10 protein-coding genes are annotated in these 14,532 nt (G+C 69.0%); 3 read left to right on the top strand and 7 right to left on the bottom strand.

Translation table 11 applies throughout. The features are described from left to right. Positions 1 to 241: 241 nt before the first annotated feature. A complete protein-coding gene (locus tag DFO65_RS02985; protein WP_113902949.1) occupies positions 242 to 1,045 on the top strand; it encodes a 3-oxoacyl-ACP reductase in 804 nt (267 codons plus the stop codon). Positions 1,046 to 1,105: 60 nt separating this feature from the next. Here DFO65_RS02985 and DFO65_RS02980 read toward each other — a convergent pair whose 3' ends face one another. From DFO65_RS02980 to DFO65_RS02970, 3 genes are read right to left on the bottom strand one after another with little or no spacing between them, the layout of a single operon-like run. After that, entirely contained in the window at positions 1,106 to 2,395 is a 1,290-nt protein-coding gene (locus DFO65_RS02980) for a M20 metallopeptidase family protein (RefSeq protein ID WP_113902948.1), read from the bottom strand. After that, entirely contained in the window at positions 2,388 to 3,512 is a 1,125-nt protein-coding gene (locus DFO65_RS02975) for an amidohydrolase family protein (RefSeq protein WP_113903188.1), read from the bottom strand. Before DFO65_RS02975 ends, DFO65_RS02980 begins: the two co-directional genes overlap by 8 nt. A 53-nt stretch (positions 3,513 to 3,565) precedes the next feature. Beyond that, entirely contained in the window at positions 3,566 to 4,924 is a 1,359-nt protein-coding gene (locus tag DFO65_RS02970; RefSeq protein ID WP_113903187.1) for a glutamine synthetase family protein, read from the bottom strand. Positions 4,925 to 5,198: 274 nt separating this feature from the next. Here DFO65_RS02970 and DFO65_RS02965 point away from each other — a divergent pair, with 274 nt between their 5' ends. Further along, the gene (locus DFO65_RS02965) at positions 5,199 to 6,104 is read left to right on the top strand and encodes a MurR/RpiR family transcriptional regulator (protein WP_113902947.1); all 906 of its coding nucleotides are present in this window, start codon (positions 5,199 to 5,201) and stop codon (positions 6,102 to 6,104) included. A gap of 6 nt (positions 6,105 to 6,110) precedes the next feature. On the opposite strand, the gene DFO65_RS02960 is transcribed toward DFO65_RS02965, so the two are convergent. The 4 genes from DFO65_RS02960 to DFO65_RS02945 all read right to left on the bottom strand — a co-directional run bounded on the left by DFO65_RS02960 (position 6,111) and on the right by DFO65_RS02945 (position 12,994). Beyond that, positions 6,111 to 8,336 (bottom strand): Orn/Lys/Arg family decarboxylase, encoded by a 2,226-nt coding sequence (locus DFO65_RS02960; protein ID WP_113902946.1) that lies wholly within the window; start codon positions 8,334 to 8,336, stop codon positions 6,111 to 6,113. A gap of 79 nt (positions 8,337 to 8,415) precedes the next feature. Continuing rightward, positions 8,416 to 9,708, bottom strand: a complete 1,293-nt coding sequence (locus tag DFO65_RS02955; protein ID WP_220151224.1) for an aminotransferase class III-fold pyridoxal phosphate-dependent enzyme — start codon at positions 9,706 to 9,708, stop codon at positions 8,416 to 8,418. Beyond that, positions 9,705 to 11,144 carry an APC family permease gene (locus tag DFO65_RS02950; protein WP_245940440.1) on the bottom strand — a complete coding sequence of 480 codons (1,440 nt, stop codon included), beginning with the start codon at positions 11,142 to 11,144 and terminating at the stop codon, positions 9,705 to 9,707. The genes DFO65_RS02955 and DFO65_RS02950 overlap by 4 nt, the downstream gene beginning before the upstream one ends. Before the next feature lie 266 nt (positions 11,145 to 11,410). After that, positions 11,411 to 12,994: an FMN-binding glutamate synthase family protein gene (locus tag DFO65_RS02945; RefSeq protein ID WP_113902944.1), complete on the bottom strand. Its 1,584-nt coding sequence runs from the start codon at positions 12,992 to 12,994 to the stop codon at positions 11,411 to 11,413. A 199-nt stretch (positions 12,995 to 13,193) separates the two neighbouring features. Here DFO65_RS02945 and DFO65_RS02940 point away from each other — a divergent pair, with 199 nt between their 5' ends. Continuing rightward, positions 13,194 to 14,474 carry an MFS transporter gene (locus DFO65_RS02940; protein WP_113902943.1) on the top strand — a complete coding sequence of 427 codons (1,281 nt, stop codon included), beginning with the start codon at positions 13,194 to 13,196 and terminating at the stop codon, positions 14,472 to 14,474. Positions 14,475 to 14,532 lie beyond the last annotated feature (58 nt).

The following is a 14,532-nucleotide window of genomic DNA, read 5'->3' as shown; positions in this document are numbered from 1 at the left end:
TCATCCCTCTTCGGGTAGTCCTGACCAATGTGCTGCCGGTTCCTGCCCCGGCCGCGCGGACCTCCGACCGGTGGTCGGACGCGGCGCGATCCGGGTCGAGACGCCAGAATTCAATCCTATATCCGCCAACCTGGGGGTGCGGTGAGCGATCCGGGCCGCGGGAACGGCCGCCCGGTAGTGTGGGCGGTGGAATGTTGAGTCGGCCGTCGCCGGTCACGGCCCGAGCACAGGAGCCTCGCCCATGAGCAATGCACGCGCGTTCACCACCTCGGCGCTTCCGCTGGAGGACCAGATCGTCCTGGTGACAGGCGCAGGTCGTGGCCTCGGCGCCGCGATCGCGAAGGCGTTCGCGCACGAGGGCTCGGCCGTCGTCGTCAACTACCGGTACTCCGCCGAGGCGGCCGAGGAGCTGGCGGAGTCGATCCGCGCCCGCGGCGGGCGGGCGGTGGCGATCGAGGCCGATGTCACAGACTCCCGCGCCGTCGACGCGATGGTCGAAGCCGCCCACACCGAGTTCGGGGCACCGATCTCGACCGTCGTCAACAGCGCGCTCGTCGACTTCTCCTTCAACGGCGACGAACGGCAGCCCGCCGATGAGATCGACTACTCGGACTTCGCCGATCAGTTCCGGGGGACCGTCGAGGCCGCTCTCAACACGATCCAGGCGGCGATGTCCGGGTTCCGGGAGATCGGGTCCGGCCGGGTCATCAACATCGGGTCGAACCTCGTCCAGAATCCCGTCGTGCCCTATCACGACTACACCGCCGCGAAGTCGGCCCTGCTCTCGCTGACACGGACCTTCGCCAGGGACCTCGGGCCCATCGGGGTGCGGGTGAACATGGTCTCGGGCGGGCTGCTGCGGACCACGGATGCATCATCGGCCACTCCCGCCGCGGTGTTCGACCAGATCGCGGCGGCCACCGCACTCGGACACGTGACCACTCCCGAGGAGTTCGCCTCGGCGGTCGTGTTCTTCGCCTCCCCGGCCTCCCGCGCCGTGACAGGGCAGAACCTCATCGTCGACAACGGCCTCGTCATGGGCTGACGACTGGGATGAGCCGCGCCCCGGCAGGCCGCGCCTATCCTCCGGAGCTCCCCTCGGCCGTCAGTCGTCGGCGCTCGCCAGCAGTGACTCGGCACCGGCCAGGTATCCCGCGATCATCGCCCGCGCCACCTCGAAGACGGCTCGCTCGGGGGGCAGGTAGGTCGCGTCGTGGAGCGAGACGCCCGGCTGGCCGGTGCCGACGAAGCTCATCGCCGACGGCACCGCCTGGGAGAAGAACGAGAAGTCGTCGGCGCCCAGGGAGCGCATTGGCTCGGCTGTCTCCGCCCCCAGGCCCTCGGCCCGCCGCGCGAATCGCGCCGCGAGCTCGGCGTCGTTGAGCAGCACGGGCTCCCCGTCGACGAGCCGGACCTCGGCCTCGAGTCCGTAGGCGACGGCGATGCCCTCGGCCATTGTCTTGATGGCCGCACGGATCCTCGTGCGATCCTCCGCCGAGGTGGTGCGCACAGTGGCGCTGATGTGTCCGGCCTGCGGCAGGACGTTGGCGGCGCCCTCGCCGACCCGGATCGTGCCGATGCTGACGACCGCGGCGGACATCGGGCCGATGGTGCGACGGACGATCTCCGGCAGTGCCAGCGCGATGTTCGACACCCCGGCGACGGGATCGGCGGCGTCGTGGGGGTAGGCGCCGTGGCCACCCCGGCCATGGACGGTGATGTGGACCTCGTCGGCGGCGGCGTTGATGTACCCGTCGCCGATCGCGATCTCACCGGCGGCGACGCCGGGGTGGTTGTGGACCCCGATCATGTGGGCGATCGACCAGCGCTCCAGGCCCATCTCCGAGACGATGTCGAGGGCCCCGGAGGGGTAGGTTTCCTCGCGGGGCTGGAAGACCGGCGCCAGCGCCACCGGCAGGTCGGCCCCGGTCCGTTCGCGCACCGTGCGCACCGCCCGCAGGAGCGTGACGAGCGCCGCCATGTGCACATCGTGACCGCAGGCGTGCATGGCCGAATTGGTCGAGGCGAAGCTCGCGCCCGTGCGTTCGACCAGGGGCAGGGCGTCGAGCTCCGCCCGGATGCCCACCGCCGGACCGTCGACGGGTCCGAGGCGTCCGATCCTGCCCGTCCGGGCGATCGGCCACAGGGTGAGGAGTTCGGAGAGCTCCGCGGAGACGAGTTCCGCCGTGGCGTCCTCGCTGCCTGAGACCTCGGGCTGGGAGTGGATCCTCCGGCGCAGCTCGTGAGCATACTCGAGATCGGCGGCGACCGCGTCGATCCAGATCTCCCCGAGGGCGTCGAGTTCGCAGGTGCGACCCGCGGCGGGTCCCTCGTGATCGTGTTCGGGAGGCTGAGGGACGTAGAGGCCGAGGGAGGAGGGGGTGCTGTTATCCATTCTCGCCCTTGTCATCGAGGCCGTAGACGCGGCGGGCGTTGCCGGCCGCGATCATCGTCGTGATCCTGCGCAGCTCGTCCTCCGGCCACCCGTGGCGCTGGGACCACTCGGCGAGGACGGAGTCGAGCCCGTCCTTGAACAGGAGCGCACCGAGGCAGTAGAGTTCGGCCGCTCCCCAGGCGTCGGAGGAGAAAAGTGCCTTGTGGAACGGGGTCAGTTCGAGGGACTCGGCGATGACCTGCGCGGATTGTGCCCCGGTGTAGTTGATCGCGAGGCCCACATCGCAGTAGACGTGCTCGAAGCAATGGGCGAGGTACCCGGCCTCACGGTGGTAGGGGTAGCAGTGGAGGAGCATGACGGTCGCGCCCGAATCGCGGCTCAGCCGGAGGAAGTCGGTGAGCAGCAAGGGGTTGCACCGGTGGAGGTCGACATCGGGGTCGCCGTAGCCGATGTGGAACTGGATCGGCACGGCGCGGTCGACCGCCTCCCAGATGAGATGGCGGATGACCCGCTCGTCGTTGAGGCGCCCCGGTCGGCGTGTGGCGTTGATCCACTCGGCGAGGGCGGCGTCGACCTCGTCGGCGGCCGGGCGGGCGGCTGCGAAGTCGAGCCCGATCCGGTAGGCCGCAATCGACTTGACGCCGACGGCAGTCCGCAGCCGGGAATCCAGCTCCGCGGAGAACGCCACCCGGAAGCGGGAGGAGTCGACGCCGGACTCGACGAGCTCCTCGGCTATGCGTTCGAGTCGTACCACCTCGGCGACACCGGACTCCGCGCGCTCGCCCATGTGGGCCGGGTCGAGGATCTCGTCCCCGCGGTGTCCGGTTTCGATGAGCAGAGTGTTGTAGCCCTGCCCGCGCAGCAGCCTGCGGTTGACCTCGGCCGCTCCGAGCTCGGCCCGCCTGGCCAGGTAGTCCTCGGGAGAGGCGAAGGCCGGCAGGTCGAGCAGCGGCGCGCAGTAGCGGCGTATCATGAATCCGAGCTGGGTGTCGAAGAAGGTGGTGCTCACGGGCCCGGGTCGGTCCGATTCGGTGATGAGGTCCTCGAAGCCCGCACGGTCGAGATCGTGCTCGAGCACGCCGTGGCAGTGGTGGTCGACCAGCTCGATGTCATTCATCCATTCGAAGTGCACGGGTGAGTCCTCGCCTCTCGTCGTGTGCGGTGTGGGTGTCAGTAGATGGTGCGGTACGCGGAGCACTGCTCGGCAGGCTCCAGGGCGCCGAACTCCGCGATTTCGGCGCGCTTGACGGCCAGGTAGGTGGCCAGCAGCTCGGGGTGGAACCATCCTCTCACCACGTCGTCGTTCTCGAGCAGCTCGAGGGCGTCGGCGAGGGAGGTGGGCAGCTGACCGGGAGGGGTCTGGGCGGAGTCTGGATCGCCGACGACCACCTCGGCGGGGTCGAAGCCCTGGCGCAGCCCTTCCATGCCTGCCTTGAGCAGGATGCCCAGCAGGAGGTAGGGGTTGGCGCCGATGTCGCCGCCGCGGAACTCGAAGTGCAGCTGCGGACGGGGGTCGCGCCCGCCGATCTCGTTCGTCGGCACGATCCGCAGCAGCGCCTCGCGGTTCTGCAGCCCGAGGAACGATGCCGCCGTCGACCAGTTGTGCGGTCGCAGCCGCTGGTAGGAGACCACGAGCGGAGCGAAGATCGCCGTGAGGGACGGGGCGTACCTGACGATGCCGGCCGCGAACCGGCCCGCCAGCTCGGAGAGGCGACCGGGGCGGTCCGCGTCGAATACGAGGGTCTCGCCGGTGGCGTCGTCGTTGAGGCCGAAGTGCACGTGGACCCCCGAGCCGCCGCCTCCGGCGACCGGGACGGGGGAGAATGTGACGTCTCTGTCATGGCCGGCGAAGACAGCGGACACGGTGTCGCGCACGAGCACGGCGCGGTCGGCCGCGGTGAGCGCTGGGGCGGGGGAGACCGTGACCTCGAACTGGTTCGGGGTGTACTCCGGCAGCCAGTTCTCCGGTTCAGCGTTCATCTCCGCCAGCGCCGCCATCACCTCGGAGCCGATCGGCTCGAGCCCGCGGTGGGCGAGTAGGGAGAACGGCTGGGTCGGCTTGGCGTTGCCGAGGTCGTTGAATTCGTGTTCGAAGGCGGCGTTGACGGTGATGCCGAAGTCCGCGGACAGCTCCGCGATCGTCTGCCTGAGGAAGGACCTCGCGTCACCGTGCCAGGGTGTGCCGTCGGTGTTGACCTGGTCCGCGAAGACGATGGTCAGGGGCGGCTGGCCCGGGATGGCCGTCGTTCGCACGGCCGAGTCGAAGTCGGGCAGCAGGCGCAGGTCCCCGGAGGAGCCGAACGGGATCTCGTCGGTGATGTGGCCGCTCGGACCGATCCCGAGGTTGGCCGGCACCCAGCCGCAGGAGGTGGTCTGCGACAGCGACTCCACGCGCACGGCCCGACCGCGGGTGTGCGCCGCGAGGTCGGAGGTCGCCAGGAAGGCGAGTTCGCCACTCTCGGGGCGGACGTGGGACGGAAGCCATTCGTGGCAGCGAAGTTCTGGAGTGGACGTGGCCTCATTGCTCATGATCGTGACTCTCTTCTCGAACGTCGGTGTTCCTTCGCGCTCGGGCGCGGGACAGTCGGCTCCGGGCAAAGCCGACTGTGTAATGAATGATATCAATGATGGAGTTCTAATGCCAAAATGAAACATAAGTTTCAGAACGGGCGGAGTCCTCGTCACAGGCCCTCGTGCCGGGTGGCCGCCGATCGTCGGGGCGCGGGCGGGAGTGTCGGGCCCCTCCCCGACACAGTACAGTCGAGATCACGAGCGAGAGGCGACCAGATGACAGGCGAACCACATGACTGATGATTCCACCCCGACCCACGGCGCCGCCGCCGGAGCCGAGGGGACGCCGAGCCTGGCGATGCGCCTGCGCAGTGCGATGTCCGAGCTCACCCCGGCGGAGAAGAAGATCGCGCGCGCGATTCTCGCCTCCTACCCGTTCTCCGGGCTTGACTCGATCTCCGATCTGGCTGAGACCGCGGGAGTGAGCGCCCCCTCCGTGGTGAGGTTCGCCCGGACCCTGGGTTTCAACGGCTACCGGGAGTTCCAGGAGGCGCTCAAGCACGAGATCCGCGAGCGTGAGGAATCCAATCTGTCCCAGGCGGAGGGCCGTGTGAGCGGGCAGGGAGCCGTGTTCAACGATGCGCGCCGGGCCTACCACGCGGGCATCGACCAGACCTTCGACGCAGTGATCGGCGACGAGCTCGACCGCACCGTGTCGCTGCTCACGCAGACGAAGAGGGCCGTCGGTCTCATCGGCGCGACCTACTCCGGCTACATTGCGGACATCTTCCAGGCGCAGCTGGCGCCGGTGCGTCCCGGAGTCACCAGGGTGGCCTCGAATCCCGTCGTCGCTGCCGGCCAGCTGCTCGACTTCAGGCGAGGCGATCTGCTCATCGCCTTCGACGTCCGCCGCTACGAGCCGACCATCGCCGACGTCGTGCGGGTGGGCAAGGAGCTCGGGCTGACGACGATCGTCTTCACCGACCCCTGGATGTCTCCGGCGGCGGCGCAGGCCGACCATGTGCTCACGGCCGATGTGCGCGCCGCCGGCCCCTCCGACACCCTGGTGCCGATGCTCGCCCTCGTCGAGGCGGTCAGTGAGCTCGTCGTCGCCGAGCTCGGGGAGTCTGGCATCGATCGGCTGGCCCGGCTCGACCCCCTGCGCCTGAGCCTTGGCGGCAGCGCGAACCGCGCCTGAGCGCGCTCACACGTCCTCGAGCACGCACGCCACGGTCTTCTCGCCGTCGGCGTTGATGCTCAGGCCGTGGGTGATCCCATTGCATCCCGGGTAGCGGCGGGCCAGCTCCGACTCGGCTTCGAGGTACTCGACGATCTTCGGGCTCACCCGTTCGCCGGGAACCAGCAGCGGGATCCCCGGTGGGTAGGGGGTGAGCAGCACCGCGGAGATCCGGCCGACCAGGTCGGAGATCGCCACGTGCTCGATCCGTCCGCCGGTCATCGCAGCCCAGGCCGCGGTCGGCAGCATCGCCACCTCGGGTTCGTCGAGGTAGATGTCGGTGCTGAGGTTGGCGAAGTCGGTCTCGCGGTAGAGGGCATGCAGGCGCTCGCAGAGGTCGCGCAGGCCCAGGGACGCGTACTGCGGCTGCTCGGCCGCGAACTCCGGCATCACCTCGGCGATATGGACATTGCGGTCTAGGACGTCCTTGAACCGGTGCAGCTCCGCGATGAGTGTGTTCCAGCGACCGTTGGTAACGCCTATCGTGAAGAGGATGAACAGCGAGTAGAGTCCGGTCTTCTCGACGACCACCCCGTGCTCGGCGAGGTACTTCGCGAGCACGATGCCGGGGATGCCGAAGTCCCCGAACTCCCCGTCCGTGTTCAGGCCAGGTGTAGTCAGGGTGACCTTGATCGGGTCGAGCATCGCGAAGTCCTCGCCGATCTCGTCGAAGCCGTGCCAGTCGTCGGCGGCCGACAGCTGCCATTCGGCCCGCTCGGCCAGCCCCTCGCGGGGAGGGGTGTCCGGACCCCAGACGTCGAACCACCAGTCATCGGCGGCGTGTTCCTGGCCGATCCGGATGATCGCCCGGCGGAACTCCATCGCCTCGGTGATGGTCTCCTCGACGAGGGCGTGCCCGCCGCGGCCGCGCATCATCTCCGCGGACACATCGCAGCTGGCGATGATCGAGTACTGGGGGCTGGTCGAGGTGTGCATGAGGTAGGCCTCGTTGAAGATGTCGCGGTCCAGCTCCGTCTCCTCGGCATTGCGGACGAGGATCTGCGAGGCCTGCGAGAGCCCCGCCAGGAGCTTGTGCGTCGACTGCGTGGAGTAGACGAGGGACTTCTGCGTCCTCGCGGTCCGTTCGTCGACCCCGTGCATGCCCCGGTAGAGCTCGTGGAACCGGGCGTGCGGCAGCCACGCCTCGTCGAAGTGGAGGACGTCGACGAATCCGTCGAGGGTCGACTTGATCTCCTCGGCGTTGTAGACGACCCCGTCGTAGGTGCTCTGGGTCAGGGTGAGGATGCGCGGGGTCGCGCTCGGGTCGGTGACGAACGGGTGCGCGCGAATCTTCGCGGCGATCGAATCGGGGCTGAACTCCCGGCGCGGGATCGGTCCGATGATCCCGGCGCGGTTGCGGGTGGGCCAGAGGTAGATCGGGATCGCGCCGGTGAGGATGATCGAGTGGAGAATCGACTTGTGGCAGTTGCGGTCGACGAGGACGATGTCCCCGGCGCTCACGGCGGAGTTCCAGACCACCTTGTTCGAGGTGGAGGTGCCGTTGGTGACGAAGAACAGGTGATCGGCCCCGAACGTGTCGGCGGCCCTGGCCTCGGACTCCGCGACCGGGCCTGTGTGGTCGAGCAGCTGACCGAGCTCCTCGACGGCGTTGCAGACGTCCGAGCGCAGCAGGTTCTCCCCGAAGAACTGGTGGAAGACGGTTCCGGCGGGCGACTTGAGGAAGGCCGTGCCCCCGGAGTGCCCCGGGCAGTGCCAGGAGTAGGCACCATCATGGGAGTAGTCCATGAGCGCCTTGAAGAACGGCGGCGCCAGGCTCTCGACGTAACGTGAGGCCTCCCGGTGGATGACGCGGGCGACGAACTCGGGGGTGTCCTCGTAGGGATTGATGACGCCCTCGATCTCGGCGAGAACCTCTGTCGGCAGGCTGCGCGCGGTAAGGCGCTCGCCGTAGAGGAAGACCGGGATGCCCGAATTCTGCTCCCGGATGGACCCGACGAGCTCGCTCAGCGCGGTGCCGTCAGGAGCGGCGGGGGAGGCGGTGAACCGGTCGACATCGATGAGCAGCCCCGATTTGTCGTTGAGCAGCCTGGGCGACTGGAAGGGGGTGATCTCGGTGGTGGCGGTGCCGAGCCGGTGCAGTGCGCTGCGCACGGAGTCGAGCGGATTGGCGTGCCCCGAGTCCGGTGAGAGGTGACGGGAAACGATGGCGAGGGTGAATTCCGGCTTGCTCATATGATTCCTTCGCGGCTGATGTCGGATGGGCGGTGCCGGTCGGAGGGCACCGGGCGGTCTGGGTCGATCGGCGGCCGGGTCACCAGCCGCCGAATCGCTCGAGCGCCTCCGTAGGCACGCGCCCCGAGGCGGCGTCGTCGAGGGCGTGGAGGACGATGTCCAGTCCGAGTTCGAGTTCGGACTCGGTGATCGACAGAGGCGGAGTGAGCTCGAGGACGTCATCGCCGACAGGGTAGATGACGGCGCCGAGCTCCCAAGCCCGGTAGACGGTCGCGGCCGCCAGTCCGGAGGCGACCTCGATGCCGAGCAGCAGACCCCTGCCGCGCACCTCGGCGATGGCGCGGCTCCCCGGGCGATCGGTGCGGCGAAAGTCGGCCAGGCGCTCTCGGGCGAGGGCGCCGAGCTCCTCAGCGCGGCCGGTGGGTCCTGTCCCCGACAGCAGGTCGAGCACCGCGTTCGCGGCCGCGGCGCAGATGGGAGCCCCCGCGGCGGTGAGCAGGGCGGTAGCGGGGACGACGTCGAGCACGGAGGCCGGACCGACGGCAGCGGAGACGGGCAGCCCGCCGCCCAGCGACTTGCCCAGGGTGACGATGTCCGGGCGGATTCCGGAGTGCTCGAACGCGAACAGCCTGCCCGTCCGTGCGAGCCCGGCCTTGACCTCGTCGACGATGAGGTGGGCCCCGGCTTCGTCGCACGCCTCGCGCAGGAGGGGCAGGAAGCCCGCGGCGGGCACCCGGACCCCGCCGTCGCACTGCACGGCCTCGACGATGACGGCCGCAACGTCACCGGGGGCCAGGGCGCGATCGAGCCGTGGCCGCACCCCGGCGAGGTCCGCCTCGGTGACGGGATAGTCGAGGACGCGGGACCCGGGCACCGGCTCCCAGCCGATCCCCGACACCTCCCGGGAGCTGCCGAACCCGCCGTGGTAGCTGCCGGTGAACGAGACGATCGTCGGGCGACCGGTCGCACGGCGCGCGGCCTCGATCGCGGCGGCATTGGCATCACTTCCGCTCAGACCCAGGTAGGCGCGCTGGGCCTGCCGGACCGGCACCAGGGTGAGCAGACGCTCGGCCAGCCGGGTGGTCTCGGCGACCGCGGCCGACAGCGCCGAGGCTCCCGCCCCGGTGCCGGCGGCGCGGGCCACCGCCTCGGCGATGTCGGGCTGCCCATGGCCGAGCGCCGAGGCGGTCCAGCTCGCGGAGAGGTCGATGAGCTCGCGCCCCGAGGCGCTCGTCAGTGTGGCCCCTGATCCTGAGGAGACGGCGAGCGGGAAGAACCGCAGGTTCTCGATGTGGGCGAGTGCGGACTGGTCCCGGGCGTACTCGGCCTCCTCGACCCTTCGCTGCTCCTCGGTGATCTCGACGATGCTCACGATTCAATGTCCTCGACCGTGAGGCGGGCGCCGATCCGCTGGGCGAGTGCGGGCCAGCTGATGACGATGACGAGACCGAGGACGCACCAGGCGCCCACGGCCCAGGGGAAGTAGGTGTAGGGAGCCTCCTGCTCGGTGACTTGGATAATGTAGACGAACACGAGGTAGAAGAGACCGAGGGCGGGGATGACGATCTCCCACTTCGGGATCCCCGAGCCGGGTCGGAAGGCGTGCCGGATGACCCCGACCGAGGTCATCCCGTAGGCGACGACCATGCAGAGCGTGCCGAGCGTGGCGTACCAGTAGTAGGCGTCCACGCTGGTAGCGCCGAAGACGCCGAGGCCGAGCGTCATCGCCGTGGTGAGCACGATCACCGCGGTCACCGCGGTGGTTGGCACCTTGCTCACGGGGTCCTGGCGGGCCAGCGAGGCGGGACCGAAGCCGTCCCGGGCGAGGGCAAAGAGGAGCCGGGAGGCGGCCGTCGAGGAGCTGAGGAAGGCGCCGAAGGCGACGAAGAATGCGACGACCGAGATGAGCACGGCGAACCAGGCGCCGATGTAGGTCGAGGACAGTGTGGTCAGGGTGGAGGCCGCGGTAGAGAAGAGCTCGATGCCGACGGCGTCCGTGCCGAAGCCGATGGTCTGGGCGAACATCACGAATACGTAGACGAGTCCGCCGATGATGACGGCGAAGAGCAGCGAACGGGGGATGACGCGTTTCGGCTCGGCCGTCTCCTCGCTCATCGAGGAGCCTGATTCGAAGCCTGCCCAGGACAGGAAGCCGAACACCGAGGCCGTCATGATCCCCGACAGCGGGTTGTCGCCCGGGCTGAGGACGCTGAGATCGATGCCGGTGGAGACCGGGGCGTGGCCGGTGCCGACGCGGACGACGATGACGATCGAGAGCACGATCATCGCGGCGATGCCGATGAAGCCGATCCCGAGCAGGGTGCGCGCGACCGTGGCGGACTCCCTGCGGTTGAGCACCAGGGCGATGAGGCCGACGGCCAGCGCCACTAGCATCCACATGCCGGGGGCGAGCGTGATCCCGATCTCGGAGAGCATCGCCTCGAAGAAGACGGCGCAGGCACCCAGGATGCAGGCGGCGAAGAAGATGTAGGTGCCGAGGAGGGCGAAGCCTCCGAAGAAGCCGGCACGCGGTCCGAGGGTTATGCCCGCGAGGGCGTAGACCGACCCGGCGTGCGTGATCCTGCGCAGTAGACGGATGAACCCGTAGGCGACGAGGAGCGTGCCGATGAACGATACTAGGAAGGTGAACGGAACGGCCTTGCCGACGAGGGCTGCGACCCCGATGCCGTTGAGGGACATGGCCATCACTGGACCCATGAATCCGATCGAGATGGCGGTGACTTCCCAGGTGTGGAGAGGTCGTTTGGGTGAGGTTCCGGCGTCGTTGCGCGGCTGTGTGTCTTTCACTGGTTTCCGTTCTGTGGTGGATTCGGTCGCTATGCCTGCGCGAGCAGCGAGATCCACCGTGAGTGCGCGGGTCCGAGCCGTGGTGCACGGTGCCGGCGGGCCTCGGGTGAGTTCGCAATCATCGTTGATCCTGTCTCGCGAGCGTCGGTGGTGAGCTCGGGGGCGATGCGAGTGCGCGGGCATCGACCACGGGTTATGTAACGTGAGTTTCAATATACAGAAACACGATGAAAATGTAAACGGACTTCAGCGCGCCTCCGCACCCCCTACCGGCTCTGGCCGCGGCGGAGGTGGAAGGTGTCGGGACGGGCGGCCTTCCAGTCCGCGGCCCAATCCCCGGGAGCGCCGTCGAGGAGCTCACCGGGCTCGAGCCAGTCGTAGAGCTTGGCGTACGACCAGGACTCCGACGGTGAGATGTTGCGGCGGAGCATCGTCGGCTCGAGCTCGTCGGGGCTGCTCACGCCCATCGCCGCCATGATCCGCACCGCCTCGGCGACGGTGCTCTCCTGGTAGTTCTTCACCCGCTGCGCCTTGTCGGTGACATCGATGGCCCGCGTCCGCCGGGGATCCTGGGTCGCCACTCCGACGGGGCACTTGCCCGTATGGCAGGTCATCGCCTGGATGCATCCGACGGCCATCATCATCGCGCGGGCAGAGTTCGTATAGTCGGCGCCCTGGATGAGGCGCTTGACGATGTCGGAGCCGCTGGCGATCTTCCCCGCGGCCCCGATCCTGATCCGATCCCGCAGGCCCGTCCCGACGAGGGCGTTGTGGACCGTCATCAGCCCCTGGGTCAGGGGCAGGCCGACGTTGTCCTCGAACTCGAGCGGCGCGGCGCCCGTCCCGCCCTCGGAGCCGTCGACGATGATGAAGTCCGGGGTGATGCCCGTCTCGAGCATCGCCTTGCACATGGCGAGGAACTCCGTGCGGGAGCCGATGCAGAGTTTGTAGCCGGCGGGCTTGCCGCCGGAGAGCTCGCGCATCCGGCCGATGAACTGCATGAGCTCGATCGGGGTCGAGAACACGCTGTGGTTCGGGGGGCTGATGCAGGTCTTGCCGACGGGGATGCCGCGGATCTGGGAGATCTCCTCGGAGACCTTGGGGCCGGGAAGCACACCGCCGATCCCGGGCTTCGCCCCCTGGGACAGTTTGAGGGAGGTCATCTTCACCTGAGGATCCTGCGACTTCTCAGCGAACGCCTCGGCGTCGAAGTGACCGTCCTCGGTCCGCGCGCCGAAGTAGGCGGTGCCGAGTTCCCAGATGAGATCGCCGCCGAACTCCCGATGGTAGGGAGTGATCGCCCCCTCGCCCGAGTCGTGGGCGAAACCGCCCATCGCCGCTCCCTTGTTGAGCGCCCGGATCGCATTGTCGCTGAGCGAGCCGAAGCTCATCGCGGACACGTTGAGCAGGGAGATGTCATAGGGCTTGGTGCACTTCTCACCCCCGACCCTGACCTTGGGCGGGACCCGCGGATTGGACAGCGGGACGGCTGAGTGGAGGAGGGATTCGTAGTCCCGGCGCTCGACGTCCCGCTCGGTGCCGAAGGCCTGCTCCGAATGGATGCCCTTCGACCTCTCGTAGATCGTCGTGCGGGTCTCCCGGTTGAACGGGCGGCCGTCCCAGTTGCGCTCGATGAAGTACTGCTGGATCTCCGGTCGGATCGACTCGAGCAGGAACCGGGCGTGGCCGATGACCGGGTAGTTGCGCAGGACCGCGTGCTTCTTCTGCGTGTAGTCCCACGCGGCCAGGGCCCCGAGCCCCAGCGCCGAGGCGGTCGCGGCAACGCGTGCCACCCGCTTTCCCGTCGAGGCCGTCGAGGCCACGCTGACGATGGGCAGCTGACGTTTCATCAGTCCTCCTTGAGGAAGAGTGCTTGTGGTGAGCCTAATGGGCTCGACCAGCGGTTTCCAGAGCCGCGGCGGGCTGCGAGTGCGTCACCCGTTCAGCCGCGGGCACCTTACGGCCACGGGCCGAGGGCACGGCCCCGCCACGGTCGCGGACCGGGGTCCGAGTTTGGACGCGCACCTCGGCGGGCATAGCGTGGGAGGCATGGGCACAGGCGGGTCGAGCGCGACGAGCGATCGGCGCACCGTCGTCGCCGTGTTCCTCGCCGGCGTCGCGGTGTTCCTCGTGCTCTACGAGACCCAGGGGCTCATCCCGGCCATCCGCACCGCCTACGACATCGACGCGCCGACGGCGAGCCTCACGGTGTCGGCGACCAACGTGGCCATGGCGGTCTTCCTCATCCCGTTCTCCCTGCTGGCCTCCCGGATCGGGCACGCGCGGCAGATCGCCGCAGGGGTCATCCTCGCCGCGGTGCTCGCCCTGGTCCTGCCGTTCATGCCGAGCGCCGAGCTGCTGATCGCCGTGCGATTCCTCCAGGGTGTGGCGATCGCATCGGTGCCCGCGACCGCGATGGCCTACCTCTCCCTGCGCCTGCCGTCCACAGCGCTGCCGGGAGCGATCGGCGTCTACATCGCGGGCAACACGATCGGCGGACTGTGCTCGAGGCTGCTCACCGGGCTGGCCGCCGAGCTCTTCGGCTGGCACGGGGGACTCGGCGTGACGGCCGCGATCTCCCTGGTCCTCGGCGTCATCGTCGTGTGGCTGCTCCGTCACGATCTCTTCGCCACCCGGAGGAACGCGGGCAACTCGCGGTCCGGTCGCACCCTGGACCCCGATCCCGCCGAGGTGGGTGAGCAGCCCGCTGCGGACGTGACGCCGCCGACGGACTCCGCGGCCGGGTCACCTCGGCGGGCGGTCATCCCGCTGGGGTCGGGGCTGTGGCGGATCTACCTCACCGGCTTCCTGTGCATGATCGTCTTCGGGGGATCCTTCACGATGCTCGGCTCCCGGCTCCAGCACGACCCCTGGCGCCTGAGCGAGGGCGCGGTCGCCCTCTTCTTCCTCATCTACCTCGTCGGCACCGTCGTGACGACGTACTACGGTCGGCTCGCGATGCGCTTCTCCCGCACCCGCCTGACGCTCATCGGCATGGTCACGGCGCTCGCCGGGGCCGGGCTGACCCTCGTCGACTCGCTGGTCTGGATCATCGTCGGGATGTCGCTGCTCACCGGGGGATTCTTCCTCGGCCACACCGGAGCCTCGGCGGCGGCCAGCGCCGCGCGCCCGGGTGTCGACTCGACGCGCTCCGCGGCGATCTACCTCACCGTCTACTACCTCGGCACGAGCCTGGGCGCCTGGCTCTCGGCCGTCCTCTTCACGGACTTCGCCTGGCCCGGGGTCGTCGCGATGTGCATGGTCGCACTGACCGCGGTCGTCGCATTGACCCTGAGCGGCGCTCCGATAGGGTTCAGAAGACGCCACTGACCCTGCCGGCGGGTCGACCCCCGATGGCCGCGGGCCGGCGCCCGATGGTCCTGACCCT

Origin of the sequence: Brevibacterium sanguinis (assembly GCF_003315415.1) — a bacterium.
In the GTDB taxonomy this organism is placed as follows: Bacteria; Actinomycetota; Actinomycetes; order Actinomycetales; family Brevibacteriaceae; genus Brevibacterium; species Brevibacterium celere_A.
This window is presented reverse-complemented; position numbering and strand designations above follow the sequence as displayed.

What these genes read in the sequence shown, in the direction of transcription:
- DFO65_RS02965 (WP_113902947.1), top strand. Translation starts at nt 5,199, where the DNA reads ATGACTGATGATTCCACCCCGACCCACGGCGCCGCCGCCGGAGCCGAG.
- DFO65_RS02985 (WP_113902949.1), top strand. Translation starts at nt 242, where the DNA reads ATGAGCAATGCACGCGCGTTCACCACCTCGGCGCTTCCGCTGGAGGAC.
- DFO65_RS02970 (WP_113903187.1), bottom strand. Translation starts at nt 4,924, where the DNA reads ATGAGCAATGAGGCCACGTCCACTCCAGAACTTCGCTGCCACGAATGG.
- DFO65_RS02975 (WP_113903188.1), bottom strand. Translation starts at nt 3,512, where the DNA reads ATGAATGACATCGAGCTGGTCGACCACCACTGCCACGGCGTGCTCGAG.
- DFO65_RS02940 (WP_113902943.1), top strand. Translation starts at nt 13,194, where the DNA reads ATGGGCACAGGCGGGTCGAGCGCGACGAGCGATCGGCGCACCGTCGTC.
- DFO65_RS02960 (WP_113902946.1), bottom strand. Translation starts at nt 8,336, where the DNA reads ATGAGCAAGCCGGAATTCACCCTCGCCATCGTTTCCCGTCACCTCTCA.
- DFO65_RS02980 (WP_113902948.1), bottom strand. Translation starts at nt 2,395, where the DNA reads ATGGATAACAGCACCCCCTCCTCCCTCGGCCTCTACGTCCCTCAGCCT.
- DFO65_RS02945 (WP_113902944.1), bottom strand. Translation starts at nt 12,994, where the DNA reads ATGAAACGTCAGCTGCCCATCGTCAGCGTGGCCTCGACGGCCTCGACG.